This is a genomic window from Bartonella capreoli (genome assembly GCF_902813205.1).
Classification (GTDB): Bacteria; Pseudomonadota; Alphaproteobacteria; order Rhizobiales; family Rhizobiaceae; genus Bartonella; species Bartonella schoenbuchensis.
This window is the reverse complement of record NZ_CADDZX010000182.1, coordinates 1-464: the sequence shown is the minus strand read 5'-3', so window position 1 is coordinate 464 and position 464 is coordinate 1. Positions and strand designations below refer to the sequence as shown.

Here is a 464-nt window from a genome sequence, read left to right as displayed (position 1 = left end):
CACAACCTTCCCATTGACACTGTTGTGCTTCTGATTCAGCTTTTTGCTTTTTATTAGAACTGATTCGAATTGAGTCGAATAATTTAGATGTTATTGTCATATCTTTAGGTTTATGCAAAATCGGTTGATTTGACAAGAATTGACTTTTGAAAAATTTATTTTCACACTCATTTAGTTTTGAAAAAGGTGCATTACACCGTTCATTTTATGAAGGAATAAAAAATGTCTACCGCAATCCAGACAACAATTCAGATGAAGCTCCAAGACGCTTTTCATCCACAAAAACTTGAGGTAATTAACGAGAGTCATCTTCATGAGGGGCATCCTCATGATGAGCATGCTTTTGATGGTAAAGGGGAAACGCATTTTCGGGTGAAAATTCTGTCTTCTTCTTTTTCTGGTATGAAGCGTGTGGAGGTACATCGAGCGATTTATCAAGTTTTACAGAAAGAATTAGCAACTTG

General features: G+C 35.8%; 1 protein-coding gene and 1 pseudogene. One reads left to right on the top strand and one right to left on the bottom strand.

Annotated elements, in window-relative coordinates; all coding sequences use genetic code 11:
• Positions 1-100, bottom strand: a pseudogene (locus tag J7R05_RS07965) (molecular chaperone DnaJ); the annotation flags it as partial.
• A 122-nt stretch (positions 101-222) separates the two neighbouring features.
• On the opposite strand from J7R05_RS07965, the gene J7R05_RS07960 reads away from it, so the two are divergent.
• Positions 223-464: BolA family protein (locus tag J7R05_RS07960; RefSeq protein WP_208541844.1), on the top strand; the 242-nt coding region annotated here is incomplete at its 3' end.